Below are 15,532 nucleotides of genomic sequence, written 5' to 3'. Positions count from 1 at the left end.
GCACGCTCACGCCGGGGACCGGCCCTCGTGGGCGGTCGGCTGATGGGCCGTCGCGGTGCTGGGGACCGCGACGGCGGCGCTGTCGTGCCGGACACCGGAGCCGGCCGTGCTCCGGCGCGGCCCGGCGCGGTCCAGCCAGAGCAGGACCAGGCCGAGCGCGCAGGCCAGCGCCGGCCAGTAGACGTAGCGGTAGTTCGTCGCCGGCACGATGGGCAGATAGCCGAGCACGTACGCCACCGAGCTGATGCCCAGCGCCCGGATCGGCAGCGAGAACCTCCCCTTCCCCGGACGGACGGCGAGCACGAGCGCGACGGCGAGCCAGAACCAGCCCCGGAAGAGCGGCTTCAGATCGGTGGCCGCACCATTGACGTACGAGGCGAGGGTGGCCTCCAGCCGGGGACGCGTCACCTCGATCCCGAGGTCGTTGGCGAAGACGCCCGGCTGGTACGGGTAGCCGGTCTCGAACAGCAGCGAGGTGAACACCCGCAGCCGGTACTGGAGATAGCCGGAGGGGTGCTCGCGCATCTCGCGCAGCCACAGGGACGTCAGCTCGTCCGCGTCCCCGACCAGTCCGTCCGCCGGGCGTTGATAGCAGGCCCAGTAGGTGTCCGACAGCGCGCCCACACGGCCGCACTCCACGGCGGCGGCCACCAGGCGGTCCCGCAGGTCCGGCCGGATGTCGGCCGAGCGCAGTTCCTCCACGGTCAGGACGTGCAGGAGGTCGTCGAGCATGATCTGTGCGCCCTGGTCGGTCTGCACCGGCCGGGCGAACAACGAGATCGCGGCGGCGGGCACGACGACCGCCGCCACCAGCGCCGCCGTGCACGCGGCCCAGGTGCGGCGCCCGGGGGAGCGCCACAGCGCGAGGACGAGCAGGACGAACATCGGGAGCGCGGCGAGGAAGGCGTTCTTGCGCACGAGTACGGCGTAGGAGAGGAAGAGCACGCCCAGCCAGAGCAGGCCCCAGCGGGTCCTGGCGGAGAGGCCGCGGTCCCGCAGCAGCAGTCCGACGAACGCCACCGCGCAGGCCGCCAGCAGCGCGCAGGCCGCGTGGACGTCCTTCCACACCACACCGACGAACGTCAGCACCGGCGGTGTCAGCCCGAGGCCGAGGACGGCCAGCGAACCGGCCCGGCTGCCCGTCAGCTCCCAGACGCACCGGGCGAGCACCCACAGCGCGCCCCACAGGACCAGGGACTGCAGGGCCGCCATGGCCGCGGGCGTGCCGGTGACGGCGATGAGCGCGCGCCACACCAGGCTCAGCACGGGCGGATGCCAGTCGGTCAGGGGGGTCCTGCCCATGGCCTGCCGCAGCTGGTCGAGGCTGTCGGGACTCATGTACCCGGGGGTGAAGACGACGGTCGTGGTCAGGCAGCACGCCGCGGCGACGGCGGTCAGCCACCAGTGCCAGCGCCTTTTGCCCTGTTCAGGTGTGTTTTGTCCCATGCGGCGGATGCTAACAGCGGCGACGGGACGGGACGGATCAGGGCGCGACGAAGACGTAGCGCCGGTAGGTGACGAAGCGGAACAGGGTGGCGAGGACCCAGCCGAGCACGCGGGCGGCGTTGTCGCTGCCCATCGACTCCAGCCCGAGCAACTGCCGCGAGGCGTAGACCGTGCCCGCGGTGATGGCGACACCGACCGCGTTCACGAACAGGAACAGCGCCAGCTCCTGGGTCATGCTGTCGCGATGCCGCCGGCGGTAGGTCCAGTAACGGTTCCCCGCCCAGCTGAAGAGGGCCGCCGCGCTCGTCGCGACGACGGAGGCCCACACGGGGGCCGACGCCATCACCCCGCCCTCCGTGCCGCCGGGAAGCCCGAACACCAGCAGGTTGTAGCCGCCGTTGTCCACCACGAAGGCCAGCGCCCCGACGGCCCCGAACTTGGCGGCCTCGCGCCAGACGCCCCGGACGGCGTCCCGCACACGCAGCGCCATGGATACGAGGACCAGCACCCGGCGAGAGTAACGACCCGGCGCGCCCCGACCGCCCGGACGCGCCCATAACGCATTATTTCGTATCGTCATCCGACGCCGGGTCAGGTAAGGAGCGGCCGTGCAACCGACGATCGCGTGTGTCGTGCCGTGTCACAACGAGGAGGCCGCCGTGGGCAAGGTGGTGCGCGACCTCAGGGTGGCCCTCCCCGAGGCGGACATCTATGTGTACGACAACGCCTCCACCGACCGGACGGTCGAGGTCGCCCGTGCGGCGGGCGCGATCGTCCGCGAGGAACCGCGCAAGGGCAAGGGCAACGTCATCCGGCGTGCCTTCGCCGATGTCGACGCCGACGCCCTGCTCCTCATCGACGGCGACGACACCTATGACGCCTCCCGGGCGCGCGATCTGGTCAACCTGCTCTTCGAAGGGCCGTACGACCAGGTGGTCGGCGCCCGCCGCGAGACGGTCAGCGCCGCCTACCGGGTGGGCCACGCGACCGGCAACCGGCTGCTCACGGGCGCGGTGCGGTTCCTGTTCGGCAACGACGTGACCGACATGCTGAGCGGCTACCGCGTCTTCTCCCGCCGCTTCGTGAAGTCCTTCCCGGCGCTCGCCCGCCAGTTCGAGACAGAGACCGAGATGACCGTCCACGCGCTGCACCTGCGGCTCCCGACGGCCGAGGTGGAGGTGGACTACCGGGTCAGGCCCGCCGGGAGCGAGAGCAAACTGCACACCTTCCGGGACGGCTGGCGCATCCTGCGGGTCATCCTCGACCTCGCCCGGCGCGAGCGGCCCTCGCTCGTCCACGCCGTGGTCGCGGGACTCCTGGCCCTCGTCTCGGTCGTCCTCGGCATCCCCGTCGTCGCCGAGTTCATCCGCTCGGGCACCGTGCCGCGCATCCCCACGGCGATCCTCGCCGCCGCGATCATGACCATCGCGGTGCTCGTCCTGCTCGTCGGGTACATCCTGGAGTCCCTCATGCACATGCGGCAGGAACACTCCCGGCTCGTGCACCTCGCCTACGCGGCGCCGGGCCGCCCCCCGCGCTACACCGGGCCCCGGCCCGGCGCGCGCCCCGTGCCCGCGAGAAACACCCCGGGACGCCGCTGACCGGCCGGGGCGCGGCACCGCCCGCGTCCCCCGGAGCACACGGCCCGAACCGTCAGCGGCGGCCGCCGAACTCCCAGTCGTGCACCTCGATGTCGGCGTAGCGGCCGGCGGTCAGCACGGCCCGCGCCGCGTCCGGGTCCGGTGCCCTGAGCAGCACCGCCGTCCCCAGCCAGGTCGCGCCGTCGTCGGACAGCAGCGGCCCGTACGCGATCAGCTCGTCCCGGTCGGCCGGCACCTCGACATCGGCGGCCGGTCCCGATCCCAGGCCGAGCACCAGATACCGGGCACCGCCGCTCGCCCCGCCGGGGAACTCCCACATGGTCCGCCCCAGCAGGTTCCGCCACCGGCGCAGCAGCACGTCCCGGTACGCGCCGGCCCGGTAGTTGGGCTCGTCGAAGACGAACGCGCGGGCGGCGGCGGGATCGGGCAGGTCGACGATGTGCACGCTGCCGGTCGGGGTCTCGCCGTCGGCGGCGAAGGTCGGGCCGCGGGCGATCAGCTCCCTGGCGTACCCGTCCATGTAGGACCAGTGCTCCTCCAGCAACTCCTCGCGCAACGGGAGGGAGCCGGGCCGGTCGCGGTGGTAACAGAAGTACTCCATGGCCCCGACCCTTCCCGACACACGGCGACATCTCAACGGACTTTCGCGGCGGGGCCGTTCGCAGGCCCCACGCGGCCGGCGCGGCCCGCGACGGTATCCCAGGCACCGCATATCGGTGCAGGTCAGGTGGGCTGGGATGGTTCCATGGCGCTCGTCGGGCCGTCGGTTGTTGCGCGCGGCCGTAGTGACCGCTGATGCTTCTGGGGCCGCACCGAACGGGTCCGGGCCGACCAGCCGGGCTCGCCGCGGCATCTACGTCCACACACTCACTCATTCACGGGGGAACACCCATGTCCTTGCGCATTCGGACGAGCGTTTTCACCGCATTCGCCGTCGCCGCTCTCGCGGCGGGTTCGGTCCTCGTGGCGCCGGCGGCGGGTGCCGCGCCGAAGGCGGCCGCGCCTACGTTCCTGTCGGCGTCGCAGCTGCCGCCGCACCCGACCTCGTCCTGGACCGCCGGGCCGGTCACCGAAGGATTCCCGGAGGCGCTCGGCCTCTGTGTGAGCACGGAGGGTGTGCCGTCCTACGAGTACCGGCACCGTGAGTTCCGGACCGACGTGGACACCAACGCGGTGCAGCTGACCGTGGTGGCGGACACGGCTGCCCTGGCCAAGGCTCTGGCGAAGCACTACGACGACCTGATCCGGACCTGTGCCGACCGCATCGAGGCGGCGTCGCCCGATGTCGACGCCGAGGGCCGGGACTACGGCTCGCTGTCGGTCGAGGAGGGGGCCCATGTCCGTGGTCTGAACACCGAGACGTCGGGGGGTGCCAACGACGTGGCGCTGATGTCGGTGGGACGGGACGGCCGGACGGTGACCGTCGTCAGGTGGGGGCAGATGGGTGACTTCACGGACGTGCCCGTGGCCGCCTTCAAGAAGACCACGGTCACGGCCGTCAACAAGCTGTACTGACCGGCCGGCCACCGGAGATGGGCCGGGGCCGTCCTTCCGCCAGGGGGAGCGGAAGGACGGCCCCGTACGCCTGTCGGACACAGCCGGGGCGTAGATCGAACGGAACGCGTACCCGCGGCGTCTGAGGCACGGGGAAACCCACCTGCGTGGGCCACCGGACAGAGACAGAGACAGAGACAGAGACAGAGACAGAGACAGAGACAGAGACAGAGACAGAGACAGAGACAGAGACAGAGACAGAGACAGGGACAGGCGCGGACGGGGACGTGGGCGGGGACGGGGCGGCAAGGAACAGGGGGCGTAGTGATGAGCGGAGTGACGATCCACCTTCCGGGGGACGGACAGGGGAACGGGAGCGGTTACGGCCACGGGGTGGAGTGCGGGGGCCACGCCGGGAGCCGGCGGCGAGGTGCGGAGCCGGTGACGCTGCGGCTGGGGCCGGGTGATGTGGCCCGCTTCGGGCGAGGTTCGGCCGACATCCCGGTGGAGGTGCGGCTCGGTGATCCGGCGGTCTCCCGGCTGGCGGGCGAGATACGGGTGACCGAGGACCACTGGCAGCTGAGCAACTTCAGTGCCAACCAGAGCTACTTGGTGGAGAACCCGGAAGGGGCAGGAGAGTACTTACGCGTTCCACCGCGTCGGGCGGGGGCACCGATTCCCTTCGAGTTCGCCCGGGTCGTCCTGCCCACCCGGGGATCGACGGTGAGCTTCCAGGTCTTCGCGCCGGATCACGTCTACCTCGACGCCGACCGTGCGCGACACGCGGGCGGCCGGTGGGGGACCCAGACCCTCACCGCCTACTGCCTGGACGAGACCGCCACCTACTTCCGGATCCTGGTCGCGCTCTGCGAGCCCCGGCTGCGCGACGAGTCGGCCGTCGCCGTGCCGACCACGCCCCAGATCGTCGAACGTCTCAGGAACCGCCCGGAGTACCGCGGGCTCACCGCCCGCGCGGTCAGCTCCCACATCGACTACCTCGCCGAGGAGAAACTCCGGCTGGTCTCCGCCACCGGCACCGCCACGGACCCGGGACCCGCCGCACGCCGCAACGGCAAGCGCGAGGCGATCGTCGGGCTCGCCCTCCGCTTCGGGCTGGTCCGCGAGGAGCACCTGGGGCTGCTGCCTCCGCGCGTGGCGGAAGGCGTACGGGCGAGGGCGGCCGCCGAATGAGCGCGCCCGCGCCGGCCGCCGCGCCCTCGGACGAGTTACCGGCCGGGTACCTGGTGGGCGACTGGGAGGTCGCGGAGCGGATCGCGAGCGGAGGCTGGGGAACCGTCTACGAGGGCCGGTCCGCGAGACCGAGGGGCGAGGAACCGCGAGCCCGGTCCGGGGGCGGGCATGAGGAAGCCGTCGCGCTCAAGTTCCTGCCCACCGCCGGACTCGCCCCACGTCAGGCACGCGCCCTCGTGGAGACCGCCCGGCGCGAAACGGAGTTCGGGCGCCGGGCCCGCCATCCACGGCTGATCCGGATGCTCGACTCGGTCGTGCTCCGCGAACCCGGCGACCCCGCTCTGGACGGGGCCGTCGTCCTGATCATGGAGCGGGCGGAGCGCAGCGTGCGCCAGTTGCTCGAACAGGACGGCCCGGGGCCGACGGAGTCCGAGACGGCGCTCCTCCTCACCGAGATCTGCGAAGGTCTGGCCCATCTGCACGGCATCAACTGGGTGCACGGCGACCTCAAGCCCGACAACGTACTGATCATGGCCGACGGTTCCGCCAGGCTCTCCGACTTCGGTCTCGCCGCGGAGTTGGACAGCACCCACGGCACCCACGGCTACATGCCGCCGCTGGGCACCCTCGACTATCTGCCCCCGGAGCGTTGGAGAGCCCCGCTGAGCGAGCGCGGCGTGCAGGTGCGGCCCAGCCACGACATCTGGGCTCTCGGCATCATGATCCACGAGATGTTCGCCGGCGGAACCTCACCGTTCCCCGGGGCCACACCGGTGGCACGCGGGGCGGCGGTGCAGGAGTACGCCCATGGGCGCGCGCCGCTGCGGCTGGACGACGCCGTGCCTTCCGCCTGGCGCGAGCTGGCCGCCGACTGCCTGGCGCCGACCCACGCCCGGCGCGCCGTCCACACCGCGGAGAGCCTGCTCACCCGGATGCGGAGGGCGCCGGTGGCGTCCGCCGGTTGCTGAGAGGTCACCTGGGAACTTCGTCGGACCGGCAGGTGCGGATCACCACGCCGTCGTTGTCCTTCGCCTCGTCGTTCCCCCAGCGCTCGAGGTGGTACGCCGACACATAGGCGCGGCCCTTCCCACCGGGCACCACCTCGTCGAGGTCCGTCAGCAGCCAGTAGTGGTTGAACGAGGTGCCCGCCTCGACCTTGTCCCCCAGCTTCTTGCACAGGACGTAGTTGGTGCCCTTGTACAACTTGCCCTGAGGCGCGCAGGCGGGCCTGGTGTCGCCGACGCAGTCGACGGCGGTGTAACCGGTCGCGTCGGCGAAGGTGTCCACCCAGTACCGCGCGGGTTCGCCGCCACCACCTCCGCCCCCGCCTCCGCTGCCGCAGGCGTTGGTGCTGGTCACCTGGGGGAAAGTGCCGTTCGGCGACAGCCGGTACTCGGTGCCCTGGATCACCGGGTGGACTATCTCGTCGTTCTCGCCGTTGTTGTCCCCGTTGGTGTCGTACAGCTGCTCGTAGTGCAGGTGGGCCGAGGTGGTACCGACCAGGCCCAGCCGCCCGAGCGTGGCCCCGGAGGCGACCTGCTGCCCGACGCGTACGTCTCTGCGGTCCATGTGCAGATAGACAGTGAACCAGCCGTTGCCGTGGTTGATCTCCAGGCCGCCCGGCTCGAACCACTCGGTGACCGTGCCGGCCGCGGACGCGGCCACCGGGGCGCCGAGGGTGTTCCCGCCCACCCGGTACATGTCGAGTTTCTTGTCGTCGGGCGCGTGCCCCGGATACGTCTGCAACTGCCACGTCTCCCCGCAGGCGAAGGGCAGTTTGAAGTCGGGCCTGGCAGCCGCTGCCGCGGACGCCGAGCGCGCGGCCCCCGGCGCTGCGGACGTGGCCGGTGCCGTCGCCACCAGAGTCGTCAAGAGCGCCGCGAACACGGCCAGAGCCGCGGCCCCCCGGCCCGGACCTCTCCCTCGTCGGAACCGCATGAAACCCCACCCCTCCTGTCACCGAACCCCTGCTGTCAGGTCGCCACGGTGCCCGATGCGGCGGGGACAGGTACCCCCGCATGTTCCGGATGCCCTGCCGCGCCGTCTCACGGCTAGCTTGCGAACCGCATCGGTTGCGACCACGGAGGAGAACACATGCGATTCAGCAGCATCAGGAAGCGGGCGGCCGCGATCATCGTGACGATGATCGCGGCGGTGGCCCTTCCGCTGGCGGCGCAGGCACCGGCACAGGCGGCATCGAACGACACGGCCGGAGTGACCGCCTGGACTCCGGAGATCTATCCGCTGTTCTCGGGCGAGTCGGTGGAGCGGGATGTGTCGAGTCTCACTCGGAACATAAAGCTGGACTATTGCGCCGCGCGAAACGGAATCGCCTGCGTCTCGGTCGGCCAGGGCGACGGCAAACACAGCATCTTCCAGCTGTACAAGTGCGATACGCGGTCGCTCTCGAACTTCATCGACGCGCTTGCTGTCGTCAACCACCAGACCGGCGGAGCCCAAGTCCATTTCTGGGGGCCCAGGTACGAGACCTACATCCCGGCGGACAACACGAGGCACGAGGTCGCGAACCACGAGACGTACGACTTCGACCGCCTCGATCTCTGCTGAGGCACATCGCCCCGGGCACGCTGTTCATGCCGGAACTCGTCGCGGCTCTGACAGAAGCCCACAACTCGGGCCGTGCTTTACTGTCGCCTCACCCGCCCTCGTACCCGTGAGTCACTGATCAGACTGGTGAATCCCGCTGACCACAGGCAACGAGGGGAACCACCCATGAACGGCTCGCGGATCGCCGCCGTCGGCCACTACCAGCCCGCCAAGGTCCTCACCAACGAGGATCTGGCGGGCCTGGTCGACACCAGTGACGAGTGGATCACGAGCCGAGTGGGCATCCGCACCCGGCACATCGCGGGACCCGACGAGCCGGTGGACGAGCTGGCCGGGCACGCCGCCGCCAAGGCGCTCGCCGCCGCCGGACTCGGTCCGGAGGCCATCGACCTCGTCGTGGTCGCCACCTCCACCGCCGTCGACCGCTCCCCGAACATGGCGGCCCGGGTCGCGCACCGGCTCTCCATCCCGAACCCGGCCGCCATGGACGTCAACGTCGTCTGCGCCGGGTTCACCCACGCCCTCGCCACCGCCGACCACGCCGTGCGGGCCGGCGCCGCCACCCGCGCGCTCGTCATCGGCGCCGACAAGATGTCCGAGGTCGCCGACTGGACCGACCGTACGACCTGTGTCCTCGTCGGCGACGGGGCGGGCGCGGCCGTCGTCGAGGCGGCCGAGGAGCCCGGCATCGGGCCGGTGCTGTGGGGTTCGGTGCCCGAGATGGGCAACGCCGTACGGATCGAGGGCACGCCCGCGCGCTTCGCGCAGGAGGGGCAGAGCGTCTACCGCTGGGCCACCACCAAGCTGCCGGCCCACGCCCGTGCGGCCTGCGAGAAGGCCGGGCTCGCGCCCACCGACCTCGCCGCGGTCGTCCTGCACCAGGCCAACCTGCGCATCATCGAGCCCCTCGCCGAGAAGATCGGCGCGGTGAACGCCGTCGTCGCCCGGGATGTCGTCGACTCCGGCAACACCTCGGCCGCCAGCATCCCCCTCGCCTTCTCCAAGCTCGTCGAACGCGGCGAGATCACCTCCGGCGACCCCGTCCTGCTGTTCGGCTTCGGCGGCAACCTGTCGTACGCCGGACAGGTGGTCCGCTGCCCCTGAGCAGGGCGTTCACGGCGCGGTGACGGCGGTGTGACGAGTCCGACCCTCCATCGGGCTGGAAATTGTGGGCCGTAGACTGTAGACGAAAGACAATCCATACTGGCCTCGGACTGCGCCTCTGGCCGGCTTTCCGTGTGCAGTGCCCGGTGGCGCTCTGGAGGGGGATCGCGATGTTGTCGGCAGGACTACCGCAAGGGGCCGTGCCCAAGCTCGAACGCCCCGGTCCACTCCGTGACCGTGTCTACGAGGCCCTGCTCGAACTCATCACCACGCGCGCGCTGCGCCCCGGTCAGCACCTCGTCGAGAGCGAACTCGCCGGGCACCTCGGGGTGTCCCGGCAGCCCGTGCGCGAGGCCCTCCAGCGGCTCAACACCGAGGGGTGGGTCGATCTCCGGCCCGCCCAGGGCGCGTTCGTGCACGAGCCGACGGAGGCGGAGGCCGACCAACTCCTCACCGTCCGCACCCTGTTGGAGGCCGAGGCCGCCCGTCTCGCCGCGGCGAACGCCGGCACGGCGGGGATCACGGCCCTGGAGGAGCTCTGCGCGGAGGGGGAGCGAGCCGTCGAGGCCGACGACGTCGACGCCGCCGTAGCCCTCAACGCCCGCTTCCACGCCAAGGTCATGGAACTGGCCGGCAACACGGTCCTCGCCGAACTCGCCGCGCAGGTCGACCGCCGCGTCCGCTGGTACTACACCCCCGTCGCCCGCCGACGCGGCCACCAGTCCTGGATCGAACACCGGGACCTGATCGCCGCCATCTCCGCCCGCGACGAGTCCCGCGCGACCGAGGTCATGCGGGCGCACACGGAGCACACGCGGAAGACGTACCACGAGCGGGAGAAGTAGCGGGGCTCGGTGGTGGAGGCCGCGCCCCGTCAGGGGCGCGGGCAACCGCGCGACCGGCCACGACGGACCTACGGTCGTCCCTCTGTTTCACCCTTGCGGCGGCCCTTCTTTGTCCACTCAGTGGAGAAAGTGAGGGCCAATTGCTGCGCAACTTCTTCCCAGGCCCGGCAGCCGCTGCTACGTTCCCCTCGAAAGCCAAGCACGGCGGTGCCGATGAGGCGGGGAGGGGCTTGTGAGACGTATGACGGCTCGACCCGCGAACGCGCACCAGGCACGGCTGCTGCGGCTGTTGCGGGACGGAGGGCCCAACTCGCGTGCCCAGCTGGGGGATCGGGTGGATCTCTCGCGGTCGAAGCTGGCCGTGGAGGTGGACCGGCTCCTGGAGACGGGACTGGTCGTGGCCGACGGGCTCGCCGCCTCGCGCGGTGGCCGCCGGTCGCACAACATCCGGCTCGCTCCCCAACTGCGCTTCCTCGGCGTCGACATCGGCGCCACCTCCATCGACGTGGCCGTCACCAACGCCGAGTTGGAGATCCTCGGGCACATCAACCAGCCGATGGACGTACGGGAAGGCCCGGTCGCCGTCTTCGAGCAGGTGCTGTCCATGGCGGCCAAGCTGAGGGCCTCCGGGCTCGCGGAAGGGTTCGACGGCGCCGGCATCGGCGTCCCCGGACCGGTCCGCTTCCCGGAGGGCGTCCCGGTCGCCCCGCCGATCATGCCGGGCTGGGACGGCTTCCCCGTCCGCGAGGCGCTCAGCCAGGAACTCGGCTGCCCCGTCATGGTCGACAACGACGTGAACCTGATGGCGATGGGGGAGCAGCACGCGGGCGTGGCCCGTTCCGTGGGCGACTTCCTCTGCGTCAAGATCGGCACCGGCATCGGCTGCGGCATCGTCGTCGGCGGTGAGGTCCACCGCGGTACGACGGGCAGCGCCGGCGACATCGGCCACATCCTCGCCGTACCGGACGGCCGCCCCTGCGCCTGCGGCAACCGGGGCTGTCTGGAGGCCCACTTCAGCGGCGCCGCGCTCGCCCGCGACGCCAGGGAAGCCGCCCAGCAGGGACTTTCGGCGGAACTCGCCTCGCGTCTGGAGATCAACGGCACCCTGAGCGCCGTCGACGTGGCCGCCGCGGCCGCCGCCGGCGACGCCACCGCGCTCGACCTGATCCGCGAGGGCGGCAACCGCACCGGCCAGGTCATCGCCGGACTCGTCAGCTTCTTCAACCCCGGCCTGGTGGTGATCGGCGGTGGGGTGACCGGCCTCGGCCACACCCTGCTCGCCGCCATCCGCACCCAGGTCTACCGTCAGTCACTGCCCCTCGCGACCGGCAATCTGCCCATCGTGCTGGGGGAGTTGGGGCCCACCGCCGGAGTCATCGGCGCGGCCCGCCTCATCAGCGACCACCTGTTCTCACCCGCGTGAGCCCTCTTACGTTCGCCACCGCCTAGGCACTCCTCCGCCCGGGCCCCACCAGCACAGCGCTCTGCCTCGCCCTGCCCGAAACGCCTGCCCGCAGGCGGATTCGCCCTGCAACCGGCCCGCACGCCCGCCAAGGGGAACTCATGGCACCAGAATTACCGCTGCTCACCATGTCCGGCATCACCAAGTCGTTCCCCGGAGTCCGGGCCCTGGACGGCGTCGACCTCGACGTCCAGGCCGGCGAGGTCCACTGTCTGCTCGGCCAGAACGGCGCCGGGAAATCCACCCTGATCAAGGTCCTGGCCGGCGCCCACCAGCCCGACGACGGCACCATCACCTGGCGGGGCGAACCCGTCACCCTGAAGTCCCCGATCGCCGCCATGCGCCTCGGCATCGCCACCATCTACCAGGAACTCGACCTGGTCGAAGGCCTGTCGGTGGCCGAGAACGTCCACCTCGGACACGAGCCCACCGCCGCCGGCTTCGTCGTACGGGGCAAGGCGGCGCGTGCCTCGACTGCCGCTCTTCTCAAACGACTTGGGCACCCCGAGGTCGATCCGGGGCGGCTCGTGGGCGACCTGTCCGCCGCCCAGCAGCAGATCGTCTCCATGGCCCGGGCGCTCTCCCACGACGTACGGCTGATCGTGATGGACGAGCCGTCGGCCGCGCTCGACCCGGACGAGGTCGACAACCTCTTCCGGATCGTCGGCGACCTGACCGCCGACGGAGTGGCCGTCGTCTACATCTCGCACCGCCTGGAGGAGATCCGCCGGATCGGCGACCGGGTGACCGTACTGAAGGACGGGCGGGCCGTGGCGGGCGGGCTGCCCGCGAAGTCCACCCCGACGCGCGAGGTCGTGGCACTGATGACCGGGCGCAACGTCGAGTACGTCTTCCCCGACCGGCCGCCCGCGCCCCCGGCCGAGGCCGCGCCCGTCCTGGAGGTGCGGGGACTGGCGCGCGCCGGGGAGTTCGAGCCGTTCGACCTCCAGGTGCGGCCCGGCGAGATCGTCGGGCTCGCCGGACTCGTCGGCTCGGGACGCTCGGAGATCCTGGAGACGATCTACGGCGCCCGGAAGCCCACGGCCGGTCAGGTCAGCGTCGACGGACGGCAGTTGAGGCTCGGCAGTGTGCGGGCCGCCGTACGGGCCGGGCTCGGGCTCGCCCCCGAGGAGCGCAAGGCGCAGGCGCTGCTGATGCTGGAGTCCGTCACCAGGAACGTCTCCGTGTCGTCGATGTCGCGCTTCGCGCGCGTCGGCTGGATCGACCGGGGCGCCGAACACCGTGCCGCACGGGCCACCACCCGCGAGCTGTCCCTGCGCCCCGACAACCCGGCCGTGCCCGTCCGCACCCTCTCCGGGGGCAACCAACAGAAGGCGGTCCTCGCCCGCTGGCTGCTGCGCGGCTGCCGGGTCCTGCTGCTCGACGAACCCACCCGGGGCGTCGACGTCGGAGCCCGGGCCGAGCTGTACGCCGTGGTCCGCCGGCTCGCCGACGAAGGGCTCGCCGTCCTGCTGGTCTCCAGCGAGGTGCCCGAAGTCCTCGGCCTCGCCGACCGGGTGCTCGTCCTGCGCGAGGGCCGGGTCGTGCACACCGCGCCCGCCCGCGAACTCGACGAACACCGAGTCCTCGACCTCGTCATGGAAGGAAGCCCCGTGGCCACAGAAGGGAGCCCGGCGTCATGACCCAGCCCGTGTCCCCGCCCAGGGACAGCATCGACAAGGCCCCCGCGGCGAGCGGGCCCCCGGCCTGGCGGACCACGCTGTTCCGGGCCGACGTCCGCACGCTCTCCCTCCTCGGCGTCCTCGCCGCGCTGATCCTCATCGGCGGTGTCACCAAGCCCGACGAGTTCCTCGACACCCGCAACCTCCAACTCGTGCTCACCCAGGCCTCGGTGATCGGTGTCGTCACCGTCGGCATGACCTTCGTCATCACCTCCGGCGGCATCGACCTGTCCGTCGGCGCGATCGTCGCCCTGGCCTCGGTCTGGGCCACGACCGTCGCCACGCAGGAGTACGGCTTCGCCGGCATTCTCTTCACGGCGGTGATCGTCGGCGTCGGCTGCGGCCTGGTGAACGGACTGCTCATCGCGTACGGCGGAATGGTCCCCTTCATCGCCACCCTCGCCATGCTCGCCTCGGCCCGCGGGCTCGCCCTGCAGATCACCGACGGCAGCACCCAGGTCGTGACCGTCGACGCCATCCTCGACCTCGGCGAACGCGACGCCTATGTCCTCGGCATCCCGCCGCTCGTCCTGGTCTTCGCACTCGTGACGATCATCGGCTGGCTCGTGCTGAACCGCACGACCTTCGGCCGGCGCACGGTCGCCGTCGGCGGCAACGCGGAGGCGGCCCGGCTCGCGGGCATCGACGTCCGCCGCCAGCGGCTCTATCTGTACCTGCTCTCCGGGCTGTGCTGCGGCATCGCCGCCTTCCTGCTGATCGTGCTGTCCGGCTCGGGCCAGAACACCAACGGCAACCTCTACGAACTCGACGCCATCGCCGCCGCGATCATCGGCGGCACCCTGCTCAGCGGCGGCCGGGGCACCATCACCGGCTCCGTCCTCGGCGTCCTGATCTTCACCACGATCACCAACATCTTCGCGCTCAACAACCTGCAGAGCGACGTCCAGCAGATCGCCAAGGGCGCGATCATCGTCGCCGCGGTCCTGGTCCAGCGACGCACGGCCAGCACCACCTGACCCACCGAAGAGCCGACACGCGAAAGGTCCACCGCCATGCCTGAGTTCACCAGCCGCAGAGGACTGCTCTTCGGGACCGCCGCCGTCTCGGCCGGCGCCCTCCTCGTGGGTTGCACCAGCAACGAGACCAAGGACGCCCCGGCAGCCGACGACCAGCCGGCCGCCGACGACAAGCCCGGCAAGGCGGTCACCATCGGCTTCGCCGGACCGCAGGCCGACCACGGCTGGCTCAACGCGATCAACCAGAACGCCAAGAGCCGCGCCGAGCGGTACGAGGACGTCACCCTGGAGATCACCGAGGGCTCGAACGACACCGCCCAGCAGATCGGGCAGATCGAGACCCTCATCAACAAGAAGGTCGACGTCCTGGTCGTGCTGCCCGCCGACGGCAAGGCGCTCACCCAGGTCGGGCTCAAGGCGATGCGGGCCGGCATCCCCGTCGTCAACCTCGACCGGATCTTCAACTCCCCGCAGGCGTACCGCTGCTGGATCGGCGGCGACAACTACGGCATGGGCCTCAACGCCGGCCACTACATCGGCGAGAAGCTCAAGGACAAGGGCGAGGCCCGGGTCATCGAGCTCGCCGGGCTCGACAACCTGGAGCTGACCAAGCAGCGCACCAAGGGCTTCGACGACGCCCTGAAGAACTACCCGAACATCAAGAAGGTCGCCCGGCAGGCCGCCGAGTTCACCGTCGAGTCCGGGCAGGCCAAGATGGCCCAACTCCTCCAGGCCCAGTCGGACTTCGACGCGTTGTGGAACCACGACGACGACCAGGGCGTCGGCGCGCTGCGCGCCATCGAGCAGGCCGGGCGCGACGACTTCCTGATGGTCGGGGGCGCGGGCGCGCTCTCCGCGTTCCAGGCGATCAAGAAGGACGACGGGGTGCTCAAGGCGACCGTCCTCTACCCGCCGACCATGGCCGCCTCCGCGATCGACCTCGCCCGCGCCCTCGGCCAGGGCAAGGGGGTGAGCGGCCTCGCCGAGTTCGAGATCCCGTCCACGCTGACGCTGTACTCGGCCGTCGTCGACAAGGACAACGTCGACCAGTACATGGCCACCGGCTTCAAGTGACGGGTCCCGCCCGACGGACCCCACCGGGACCGCGGACCCGACCGGGACCCGGGACCGGGGCCGCCCAGGAGACGGTCCCGGACCACCG

General features: G+C 71.2%; 14 protein-coding genes and 1 pseudogene. 11 read left to right on the top strand and 4 right to left on the bottom strand.

Going from position 1 to position 15,532, the window contains the following annotated elements; genetic code table 11:
• Positions 1-6: 6 nt before the first annotated feature.
• Positions 7-1,446 carry a hypothetical protein gene (locus tag HW837_RS07555; RefSeq protein ID WP_093790072.1) on the bottom strand — a complete coding sequence of 480 codons (1,440 nt, stop codon included), beginning with the start codon at positions 1,444-1,446 and terminating at the stop codon, positions 7-9.
• A gap of 37 nt (positions 1,447-1,483) precedes the next feature.
• Complete coding sequence (locus HW837_RS07550; protein WP_045556647.1) at positions 1,484-1,954, bottom strand: GtrA family protein; 471 nt, start codon at positions 1,952-1,954, stop codon at positions 1,484-1,486.
• A 100-nt stretch (positions 1,955-2,054) separates the two neighbouring features.
• Between HW837_RS07550 and HW837_RS07545 the strand changes: the two genes are divergently transcribed.
• Complete coding sequence (locus HW837_RS07545; RefSeq protein ID WP_045556648.1) at positions 2,055-3,047, top strand: glycosyltransferase family 2 protein; 993 nt, start codon at positions 2,055-2,057, stop codon at positions 3,045-3,047.
• Between the two features lie 52 nt (positions 3,048-3,099).
• Here the strand turns inward: HW837_RS07545 and HW837_RS07540 are convergent, their stop codons facing one another.
• Positions 3,100-3,648 carry a YciI family protein gene (locus HW837_RS07540; RefSeq protein WP_045556649.1) on the bottom strand — a complete coding sequence of 183 codons (549 nt, stop codon included), beginning with the start codon at positions 3,646-3,648 and terminating at the stop codon, positions 3,100-3,102.
• A 290-nt stretch (positions 3,649-3,938) separates the two neighbouring features.
• On the opposite strand from HW837_RS07540, the gene HW837_RS07535 reads away from it, so the two are divergent.
• From HW837_RS07535 to HW837_RS07525, 3 genes and pseudogenes are all read left to right on the top strand, one after another.
• Entirely contained in the window at positions 3,939-4,562 is a 624-nt protein-coding gene (locus HW837_RS07535) for a hypothetical protein (RefSeq protein WP_193379883.1), read from the top strand.
• Between the two features lie 306 nt (positions 4,563-4,868).
• Entirely contained in the window at positions 4,869-5,732 is an 864-nt protein-coding gene (locus HW837_RS07530; protein ID WP_237270035.1) for a serine/threonine protein kinase, read from the top strand.
• A pseudogene (locus tag HW837_RS07525) lies at positions 5,729-6,670 on the top strand (serine/threonine-protein kinase); the annotation flags it as partial. The gene HW837_RS07530 and the pseudogene HW837_RS07525, both read left to right, overlap by 4 nt.
• Positions 6,671-6,704: 34 nt before the next feature.
• Here the strand turns inward: HW837_RS07525 and HW837_RS07520 are convergent.
• Positions 6,705-7,670 carry a M23 family metallopeptidase gene (locus HW837_RS07520; protein WP_052682843.1) on the bottom strand — a complete coding sequence of 322 codons (966 nt, stop codon included), beginning with the start codon at positions 7,668-7,670 and terminating at the stop codon, positions 6,705-6,707.
• A gap of 156 nt (positions 7,671-7,826) precedes the next feature.
• Here HW837_RS07520 and HW837_RS07515 point away from each other — a divergent pair, with 156 nt between their 5' ends.
• The 7 genes from HW837_RS07515 (at position 7,827) to HW837_RS07485 (ending at position 15,444) form a co-directional block, all read left to right on the top strand.
• On the top strand, positions 7,827-8,300 hold the full coding sequence (locus HW837_RS07515) for a hypothetical protein (RefSeq protein WP_193379885.1): 474 nt from the start codon (positions 7,827-7,829) through the stop codon (positions 8,298-8,300).
• A gap of 165 nt (positions 8,301-8,465) precedes the next feature.
• Entirely contained in the window at positions 8,466-9,404 is a 939-nt protein-coding gene (locus HW837_RS07510) for a beta-ketoacyl-ACP synthase III (RefSeq protein ID WP_045556653.1), read from the top strand.
• Between the two features lie 170 nt (positions 9,405-9,574).
• Positions 9,575-10,249 carry a GntR family transcriptional regulator gene (locus HW837_RS07505; RefSeq protein WP_045556654.1) on the top strand — a complete coding sequence of 225 codons (675 nt, stop codon included), beginning with the start codon at positions 9,575-9,577 and terminating at the stop codon, positions 10,247-10,249.
• A gap of 241 nt (positions 10,250-10,490) precedes the next feature.
• Positions 10,491-11,672 carry an ROK family transcriptional regulator gene (locus tag HW837_RS07500; protein ID WP_045556655.1) on the top strand — a complete coding sequence of 394 codons (1,182 nt, stop codon included), beginning with the start codon at positions 10,491-10,493 and terminating at the stop codon, positions 11,670-11,672.
• Positions 11,673-11,812: 140 nt separating this feature from the next.
• Positions 11,813-13,354 (top strand): sugar ABC transporter ATP-binding protein, encoded by a 1,542-nt coding sequence (locus tag HW837_RS07495; RefSeq protein WP_045556656.1) that lies wholly within the window; start codon positions 11,813-11,815, stop codon positions 13,352-13,354.
• Positions 13,351-14,370, top strand: coding sequence for an ABC transporter permease (locus HW837_RS07490; RefSeq protein ID WP_045556657.1), 1,020 nt, complete (start codon positions 13,351-13,353; stop codon positions 14,368-14,370). Before HW837_RS07495 ends, HW837_RS07490 begins: the two co-directional genes overlap by 4 nt.
• Before the next feature lie 36 nt (positions 14,371-14,406).
• A complete protein-coding gene (locus tag HW837_RS07485) occupies positions 14,407-15,444 on the top strand; it encodes a substrate-binding domain-containing protein (protein WP_045556658.1) in 1,038 nt (345 codons plus the stop codon).
• The last annotated feature ends 88 nt before the right edge of the window (positions 15,445-15,532 follow it).

Source organism: Streptomyces caniscabiei (genome assembly GCF_014930365.1).
Lineage (GTDB): Bacteria > Actinomycetota > Actinomycetes > Streptomycetales > Streptomycetaceae > Streptomyces > Streptomyces caniscabiei.
Note: the sequence above shows the minus strand (reverse complement) of the source record. Positions and strands in the feature narration are given on the sequence as shown.

Excerpts from the sequence above, each read along its gene's own strand:
- HW837_RS07555 (WP_093790072.1), bottom strand. The coding sequence starts at position 1,446 with ATGGGACAAAACACACCTGAACAGGGCAAAAGGCGCTGGCACTGGTGG.
- HW837_RS07540 (WP_045556649.1), bottom strand. The coding sequence starts at position 3,648 with ATGGAGTACTTCTGTTACCACCGCGACCGGCCCGGCTCCCTCCCGTTG.
- HW837_RS07535 (WP_193379883.1), top strand. The coding sequence starts at position 3,939 with ATGTCCTTGCGCATTCGGACGAGCGTTTTCACCGCATTCGCCGTCGCC.
- HW837_RS07530 (WP_237270035.1), top strand. The coding sequence starts at position 4,869 with ATGAGCGGAGTGACGATCCACCTTCCGGGGGACGGACAGGGGAACGGG.
- HW837_RS07520 (WP_052682843.1), bottom strand. The coding sequence starts at position 7,670 with ATGCGGTTCCGACGAGGGAGAGGTCCGGGCCGGGGGGCCGCGGCTCTG.
- HW837_RS07515 (WP_193379885.1), top strand. The coding sequence starts at position 7,827 with ATGCGATTCAGCAGCATCAGGAAGCGGGCGGCCGCGATCATCGTGACG.
- HW837_RS07510 (WP_045556653.1), top strand. The coding sequence starts at position 8,466 with ATGAACGGCTCGCGGATCGCCGCCGTCGGCCACTACCAGCCCGCCAAG.
- HW837_RS07505 (WP_045556654.1), top strand. The coding sequence starts at position 9,575 with ATGTTGTCGGCAGGACTACCGCAAGGGGCCGTGCCCAAGCTCGAACGC.
- HW837_RS07500 (WP_045556655.1), top strand. The coding sequence starts at position 10,491 with ATGACGGCTCGACCCGCGAACGCGCACCAGGCACGGCTGCTGCGGCTG.
- HW837_RS07495 (WP_045556656.1), top strand. The coding sequence starts at position 11,813 with ATGGCACCAGAATTACCGCTGCTCACCATGTCCGGCATCACCAAGTCG.
- HW837_RS07490 (WP_045556657.1), top strand. The coding sequence starts at position 13,351 with ATGACCCAGCCCGTGTCCCCGCCCAGGGACAGCATCGACAAGGCCCCC.
- HW837_RS07485 (WP_045556658.1), top strand. The coding sequence starts at position 14,407 with ATGCCTGAGTTCACCAGCCGCAGAGGACTGCTCTTCGGGACCGCCGCC.